This window comes from Bradyrhizobium sp. SHOUNA76 (assembly GCF_023006445.1).
In the GTDB taxonomy this organism is placed as follows: Bacteria; Pseudomonadota; Alphaproteobacteria; order Rhizobiales; family Xanthobacteraceae; genus Bradyrhizobium.
Window position 1 is genome coordinate 1 of record NZ_JALBHA010000351.1, and the last position, 7,003, is coordinate 7,003.

Here is a 7,003-nt window from a genome sequence, read left to right on the forward strand (position 1 = left end):
GGACCCACACCCCGCTGCGTGTGCCAGCCGGGTCCGGCCGCGTGCCGGAGGGCTGGAAGCGCAGTGCGGCGAGCGGCACCTTCAGAACGTCGTCCTGCCGCTCGATCACGATCTTCACCAGGGCGGTCATCCCCGGCAGCAGCGCGCCATCGAGGTTGGAGGTCGCGAGGACCACGGTGTAGGTGACGACGTGCTGCTGGTTCTGCGGGGCCTTGCGCACCTGCCGCACCACCGCCTCGAAGCGGCGGTCCGGGTAGGCGTCCACGGTGAAATGCGCGCGCTGGCCGGGGGCAATGCGACCGATATCGGCTTCGTCGACCTGCGCGTGGATCTCCATGTCCTCCAGGCGATGCGCCACCACGAAGGTGGTGCGCGATTCCAGTCCGACCGCGAGCGTCTGGCCCTCGTTGACGAACCTGCCGACGACGACGCCGTCGATCGGCGAGCGGATCACGGTGCGGTCGAGATCGGCCTGGGCCGCGGCGAGAACAGCCGCCTTCTCCGGCACGGCCATGCGAGCCTGCTGCAGCTCCGCCTCGATCCGGCGGACGTCGGCCTGCGCTCCCTCTACCGAATAGGAGTTGAGGGACATCAGGACCTCGGCCTCGCGCTCCTGGGCGAGGCGTGCGGTGAACTCGGTCTGCGCGTCGTCGACCGTCGTCGTCGCCACCACGTTTTGCGACTGGAGCGCCAGCTTCCGCTGCAGGGTCTTCTGCGCCGAGCTCTTGACCGCCTGGGCGCTTTCGAGCTTGGCGGCGAGCACATCCCGGCTGCCCCTGGCATTTTGCAGGTCGATCCTGGCGCGATCGAGCTTGGCCCGTGCGATGTCGACCAGGGAATTGGCGACGGCGAGGGAGGCCTTGGCTTCGTCGACCTTCGCCGCAAAGCTGCGCGGATCGATCAAGGCGAGCGGCTGATCCTTGGTGACGGTGTCGTTGAAATCGACATAGACCCGGGCGAGCTGCCCGGACAATTGGGAACCGACCTCGATCGTCTTGACCGGCTGCAGGGCACCAGTGACGGTGACGGTCTGCTCGATGCTGCCGCGCTGGATCGAGGCATAGCGGAACATTGGCGCATCCGACCCGAAAGTCGGGACGTCTCGCCCAGCAGGCACGAGCAGGCGCCTGGTGGAGTCCAGGGCGTGCGACGCCCTGTCCGCAGCGCTCCCGGCCGCGCCGGTGATGACGGCGGGCCCCGCGATGTAGATCGCGGCGAGGCTGCACGCAGTTCCGAGCAAGGCAATAATTGGTACAAATCGCATATCAAAAACCCGCCTCTTGAAATGGCCTCGATGGCGGCACGGACAAAGATCGCGCTATGGTTGTAAATCTCTCAAAGCGATATCGATCGTCCGTATGTCGCTGCTGCCGGGGCGACGGTCGGGCTCGACTCATCATCCAGTAGTAAAGCCGGTGCCGTGCTACTTTTCGTGATTTGATCGAAATGCATACCGAGCGTATCGATATGACGCGCGCGGTATCGAACTCGATAGACTGACTGAACGTCCCGTCTGCTTTGGCGAAGCGGACGCCGGGTGTTCGAGTCGGCACATGAGTGGCGATGCATGACGCAGTTGGCGATACTGCATTCAAGATACCGGACTGCACGACACCGGATTGCCGCATTTTCGCGATCGCGCGCTGCGGACGGCGGCGAGCTCAATTCCTTCCGATCACGAAGCCCGATATGTGAACGCCTTCACTCGTCACGAGCGCATGTTGGCCTTAAGACGTCGAACCGGTGGACCGATGCGCTTCGCCCGATCCCCGCGAATTCATCCAAGCACATTGCTTTCGCTTGCAAGAAGAATGGATGGCTCGTTGCCTGCTCATCGAGCCCCAAGCCGGGGAGTCCGTTGCCATGAATTCAGGTCAAGCCATAGTTTATATCGTTGACGACGAGATTCAGATTCGAACCGCGATCGGAAGTCTCTGCGAGGAGACTGGACACCAGGTGAAGCTGTTCGCTTCGACGGAAGAATTCCTCGCGGAGAATATTTCGCCCGGGCCTGCGTGCCTCGTGCTCGATGTCCGCTTTCCCGGCACGTCGCCGACCGGCCTCGAGCTTCAGCGCCGTCTCGCCGAGACGGGCGTGCCTATCCCGATCGTCTTCATCAGCGGCCATTCCGACGTCCGCGTCTCGGTCGAAGCCATGAAGCGCGGCGCGGTCGAGTTTCTGCCAAAACCGTTTCGCGAGCAGGAGATCCTCGATGCGATCAGGCATGGCATCGAGCGCGATCGCAGGCGGCTGGAACGCGAAGATACCGTGCGTGAAGCCCGCCAGCGCGTCGATACGCTGACGGCGCGAGAGCGCGAGATCATGCTGCTGATGGCCGAAGGGCTCGTCGCCAAGCAGATTGCGGCGCGGCTTGGCGTGAGCGAAGTGACGGCGAAGGTCCATCGTGCCAGGATGATGCGAAAGCTGGAGCTGCGTACGCCGATCGAAGTGGTGCGGCTGATCGACAGCATGGGGCGCGAAGCGCAGACGACGCGCGCCGGCACGGGATAGAAGTTGCTCTTGCGCTTCCATGTGCCGATATTTCGCGCAACGTCTAGTCCGTACCGATTAGCATGAACTGCAGTCTGTCGCACGGAGCCCGATCGGTTCAAAGTTGTCTCTACGATGTCGGCCTCTTCCAAGACGGCATCAGAACCCAGTCAGACAACTTTGCTAGAAAGGGATTCTCCATGCGTAAATTTCTTTTTGCTTCCGTTGCATTGTTCGCCCTGTCCTCCGCCGCGCAGGCCGCCAACACCTCCACCACGGTGCAGGTCGGCGTCGTGAACGGCTCGAGCGTTTCGCAGCAGGGCCTTACCAACGACACCTCCTCGACCAGCCAGCTCGGCATCGTGAACAGTGCGACCACGATGCAGGGAACCAGCTCGGCCTCGCTCAACAACGGCAGCACGGTGAACCAGATCGGCGTGCAGAACACGGCAGCCACCGGCCAGGTGGCGTTCGGCAACAACGGCAGCTCGATCACCCAGAACTCGTTCGGGCCGCCCGCGCTGCAGAACAACGCCGCCAGCGTCGGCCAGCTCAGCGTGTTCGGCATCAACGGCAGCACCGTCTCGCAGACGGCGCACTGAACCACACAACCGTTTGGCCGGACGCATCCAGTTGCGGTGCGTCCGCGCCATTCTCGAATGCACCGCAACCGGCCGGCCGATCAATTGTGATGGCTCGCTTATTCTCGCGGAGGAATTGACATGCGGATCACCTATTTCATTGCAACGGTTGCAGCGTTCGGCGCGCTGACGGCCGCCGATGCACAGGCCGGCAACAGCGCCAGCGTGCTGCAGTTCGGAACGACCAACACTTCGTTCATTTCGCAGAGCGGCGGCACCAGCAACAGCGCTACGACGCTGCAGTTCGGCGCCACCAATAGTGCGACCACCTTGCAGACGGGCTCGCTCCTGACCGTCAACAATTCGGTGATCGGGCAGGGCGGCACCACCGCGACTGCATCCAACACCGCGCTGGCGGGCCAGGTCGGTGGCATCAATTCGAGCCTGATCGGCCAGATCGGTGCCAACAACACGGCCGGCGTCGGTCAGCTCGGAATCCTGAACGGCTCGACGATCATCCAGCAGGCTCCGTGAGCAGATCCGAAGTGGCGAGGCATGTCATGAAACATCATTTGGGATGCGCGGGCGCCGTGATGCTCGCTCTGTGCTCGGTCGGCGCCGGGTCGGCCGGTGCCCAGACCGCCGACATCAAGACCATCGTCTCGGTCGGCGGCCCGCCGGTCGTACTCAATCAGAACAGTCAGCTCAACATGGCGGGCGTGTTCATGATCGGCGGCAGCACCAGTGCGACCGTGACGCAGAACGGCACCAACAATGCCACGGGCGTTCTGCAATTCGGCGGCACGACTTCCACATCGATCGGGCAGACGGGAGCGAACAATCTCGCGTTCGTCGGTCAGACCGGCCAGTCGGCGACCAGCCTGATATCGCAGCTCGGCACGACGAATGCGGGCACGGTGGCGCAATTCGGCACGATCAACGCCTCGACGATCGTCCAGACCGGCCCGTAACAGGCGAGCGAGTTCGCTGGGGTCGAGAACGAACGGGGAAGCGCGATGCGATGCGGCAGACAGGTCTTGAGGCGCCTCTCGATTCAAATCTTGGCCGTGGCGGCGTTGCTCGCCGCCATCGGCGCGACGACGCAGGCGAGCGCCGGGTCGGTCCAGCGCAGCGTGACGAGAGGGAATGTCAGTATCGAAACGGTCGTGCAGTTCGGCGACAATGTCCAGCCTGTGACGATCGAGGAGAACAGCCGCATCAATATCGCGCGGGTGATCCAGATCGGCGGCACCGGGACGGTGGACGCGACCATCATCCAGAACGGCACGCGCAACTATGCCAATGTGATCCAGGTGGGCGGCACCACCAATGCGGTGATCGGTCAGTCCGGTGTGGGCAACACCGCCGATATCACCCAGATCGGCAATTCCACCAACGCGCTCCTGCTCCAGATCGGAGACATGAATACGGGAGCCGTAAGGCAGTTCGGGCGTTTCAACTGGCTGGCGATCTTTCAGTTCAGCCGATGATGGAGGTGTGACATGAGGTTGCTCCTGCTCGCATCCGGAATAGGACTCATGAGCGTGATTGCGGCGGCGCCGGCCGGCGCCGGCGACGGCCACACCACAATGGTCCAGGACGAAAACGGCACGTCGGTGATCACCCAGAGCGGCGATCCGGCGCAGGCCGAGGTCAAAATCGAGAAGGAACCCGGGCGCACGACGGTCTATCGCCGCAGCGGCGGCAACACCGCCATCGTGACGCAAGGTACTGGACAAGGCACTGGAACGCCGCAGGACATGCTCGACTGGCTGCGCAAGCAGCAGGGCCGTTGACGCACGAAGGCCCACCGTCCGATGTGGACGGTGGGCCTCACGTCGAGCAACTCTACCAGCGATAGCCGCCGGTCAGCGTGCCGTTGTTGTTGCCATCAGGGCCGACATCGCCCTGTGTCGAGCTCGGGGTCGGATGGTTGCTGCCGTTGATTGCGCCATAGGGTCCCGCGACATCAGGATAGTACGCCCGCCGCTGAACCGGCTCGTAAGGCGACGCGGTTCGGTCCCAGCCCACGCGCGGACCGTTCCAGTCGTAGCCCTGCGCCGAGGCAGCCGCAGTGCCGGCGACGAGTGATGCCGTGATCAGGCAGAGGAGTTTTGACTTGTTCTGCATTCGAGATGCTCCTTGCTTGTGTCGGGAGCCAACGGTTGCAGTGCGAGAGCGTTCCGAACCTGTTGGCCGCCCGCGATCAACTCCGATCAACTGGTTATGAGGTGCCTTTCGCGGAACGAAGTGCCCGTCAGCCGAGAATTCCGGTCGACTTGCCGCAGTTGTTCCGCGGTTAATCCCGTGCCTTAACCAATAATTAATTATACGTTTGCGGGTGGGCGACGGCCCGGCCTAGCGTAGCTGCGGGGAGCCGCAATCGCTTAAGCCAAACGAGTTGGTGCGTATCATGACGTATAGAATGCATGGGGCCTTGCTCGCCTCGCTCAGCGCAGTTGCGCTGCTCCTTCCCGCCAATGACAGTTTTGCCAGACCCGGCGGCGCCGCGCCGCATGGGGTGACGGCTGCGCCGTCCGGCGCAATGGCGCGTGCGCCGATCGCGCCGGGAGGCCGGTTCCATCGGCGGAATAATCCCTGGGTCTACTGGCCGGGCGGCGGCGGGTTCTTCTACGACGGCGCCGGCTATAGCCAGCCCTTCGTCGATGCCGGGCAGCCGGTCTCCACCGACGTGCGCTATACCTACACCTATGACGTTCCCTGGGACTGGACGCATCGCTTCCCGCCGAATGTCGTGCCGTCCGACCGGCCCTATGTGCCGAGCTGCCCGACGGAGCAGGTGACGGTACCCGGCCGCGGCGGCAGCGAGCACACCGTCAACATCATGCGCTGCTACTGAGCTGCGCTCTAACCTAGCTCAAAGCTGGTCACGCCGAAGACGCGGTCGATGCGCAGCGGCGCGATCGGCCCCGTGTACATCCGCGCGGTCTCGAACACCGGCTTGAGCCCGAGCGCCTCCGCGAGCGCGATCGCCTCGCGATTGACGGCGGGGACGTCGAGGAAGACTTCGCCGATATCGGCGCTCGCAAGCAGGGCCTGGACGATCGTCTCCGCCGCTGCGCGGTCGTCGGCGACGAGCGGGCCGATCTTGTGGCCGGTCCGGCACGGCCGGATCACGCCCCATGCGGCGAACTTGCCGTCGCGCACAAGTGCTCGGCCGACATGGCCCGACGTGTTGATCCAGGCGCGCAGGAAGGCGCTGCGCCGGGCCGGGAAGACCGTGGCATCGTCGGTCTCCACATTTGCAAACGGGATTTTGTCGAGCGCAACGACATCGGCAGGCGGCTTCGCGGGCGCGGTGGCGATGCCGCCATAACGGATATTGGCGTAGGCCAGCTGGAAGCCGGATTTCCCGTAATTGTCCTGCTGCGCCACGACGCCGTCGAGCCCAATCACGCGCGCGCCCGCATGCGCGATCGCCGCATTCCAGATGCGCAGGCCGTGGCCAGAGCCGCGCAAGTCTGCGCGCACGATATAGAATCCGAGGAAGGCGAAGCGGTCGTCGTAATTGACGCAGGAAACGGTCGCGACCGGCTCGCCATCGATCTCGCCGACGAAAAAGCCTTGCGCGTCGGGAACCGCGAAGCAGGCGGCATCGCAGAGGCCGGGATTCCAGCCCTCGGCCGCAGCCCAGTCGATGGCGAGAGAGATCTCCCCGGGGCGCAAATTCCGGATCTGCAAATCGCTCATCTCGCATTGCTCATGAGGTGCGTCCTTCGACCATGGACCTGCCGACAGGTCTGGCTGTAGAAGGCCTCATGATAGGCCGAGCCTGTGGCTCGCCTCAACTCAAGGGATGATCGGTCATGGCAGCAGAGAAGGTTGCGCTCGTTACCGCCGGCGGCAGCGGCATGGGGGCAGGGGCTGCGCGGCGGCTGGCGGCGGACGGGTTTCGCGTCGCGATCCTGTCG

The 7,003-nt window shown here is 64.0% G+C and carries 10 protein-coding genes and 1 pseudogene; 8 read left to right on the forward strand and 3 right to left on the reverse strand.

What is annotated here, in order from left to right:
• Nucleotides 1–1,264, reverse strand: a 1,264-nt coding sequence (locus MOV74_RS27050; RefSeq protein WP_309486837.1) for an efflux RND transporter periplasmic adaptor subunit, incomplete at its 3' end; no start/stop codon positions are given.
• A 599-nt stretch (nucleotides 1,265–1,863) separates the two neighbouring features.
• On the opposite strand from MOV74_RS27050, the gene MOV74_RS27055 reads away from it, so the two are divergent.
• The 6 genes from MOV74_RS27055 (at nucleotide 1,864) to MOV74_RS27080 (ending at nucleotide 4,867) form a co-directional block, all read left to right on the forward strand.
• Nucleotides 1,864–2,511 (forward strand): response regulator transcription factor, encoded by a 648-nt coding sequence (locus tag MOV74_RS27055; RefSeq protein ID WP_246929570.1) that lies wholly within the window; start codon nucleotides 1,864–1,866, stop codon nucleotides 2,509–2,511.
• Nucleotides 2,512–2,690: 179 nt separating this feature from the next.
• Nucleotides 2,691–3,092 (forward strand): curlin subunit CsgB, encoded by a 402-nt coding sequence (locus tag MOV74_RS27060; protein WP_246929571.1) that lies wholly within the window; start codon nucleotides 2,691–2,693, stop codon nucleotides 3,090–3,092.
• A 120-nt stretch (nucleotides 3,093–3,212) separates the two neighbouring features.
• On the forward strand, nucleotides 3,213–3,605 hold the full coding sequence (locus MOV74_RS27065; RefSeq protein WP_246929572.1) for a curlin: 393 nt from the start codon (nucleotides 3,213–3,215) through the stop codon (nucleotides 3,603–3,605).
• 26 nt (nucleotides 3,606–3,631) lie between these two features.
• Nucleotides 3,632–4,042, forward strand: coding sequence for a curlin (locus tag MOV74_RS27070; RefSeq protein WP_246929574.1), 411 nt, complete (start codon nucleotides 3,632–3,634; stop codon nucleotides 4,040–4,042).
• Between the two features lie 96 nt (nucleotides 4,043–4,138).
• Entirely contained in the window at nucleotides 4,139–4,561 is a 423-nt protein-coding gene (locus tag MOV74_RS27075) for a curlin repeat-containing protein (RefSeq protein ID WP_309486838.1), read from the forward strand.
• Nucleotides 4,562–4,573: 12 nt separating this feature from the next.
• Nucleotides 4,574–4,867, forward strand: a complete 294-nt coding sequence (locus tag MOV74_RS27080; RefSeq protein WP_246929578.1) for a hypothetical protein — start codon at nucleotides 4,574–4,576, stop codon at nucleotides 4,865–4,867.
• 52 nt (nucleotides 4,868–4,919) lie between these two features.
• On the opposite strand, the gene MOV74_RS27085 is transcribed toward MOV74_RS27080, so the two are convergent.
• Entirely contained in the window at nucleotides 4,920–5,201 is a 282-nt protein-coding gene (locus MOV74_RS27085) for a hypothetical protein (RefSeq protein ID WP_246929579.1), read from the reverse strand.
• Nucleotides 5,202–5,484: 283 nt separating this feature from the next.
• Between MOV74_RS27085 and MOV74_RS27090 the strand changes: the two genes are divergently transcribed.
• Complete coding sequence (locus MOV74_RS27090; protein ID WP_246929581.1) at nucleotides 5,485–5,931, forward strand: hypothetical protein; 447 nt, start codon at nucleotides 5,485–5,487, stop codon at nucleotides 5,929–5,931.
• 8 nt (nucleotides 5,932–5,939) lie between these two features.
• Here the strand turns inward: MOV74_RS27090 and MOV74_RS27095 are convergent, their stop codons facing one another.
• Complete coding sequence (locus MOV74_RS27095; protein ID WP_246929587.1) at nucleotides 5,940–6,782, reverse strand: GNAT family N-acetyltransferase; 843 nt, start codon at nucleotides 6,780–6,782, stop codon at nucleotides 5,940–5,942.
• Between the two features lie 116 nt (nucleotides 6,783–6,898).
• Between MOV74_RS27095 and MOV74_RS27100 the strand changes: the two are divergent.
• A pseudogene (locus MOV74_RS27100) lies at nucleotides 6,899–7,003 on the forward strand (3-oxoacyl-ACP reductase); the annotation flags it as partial.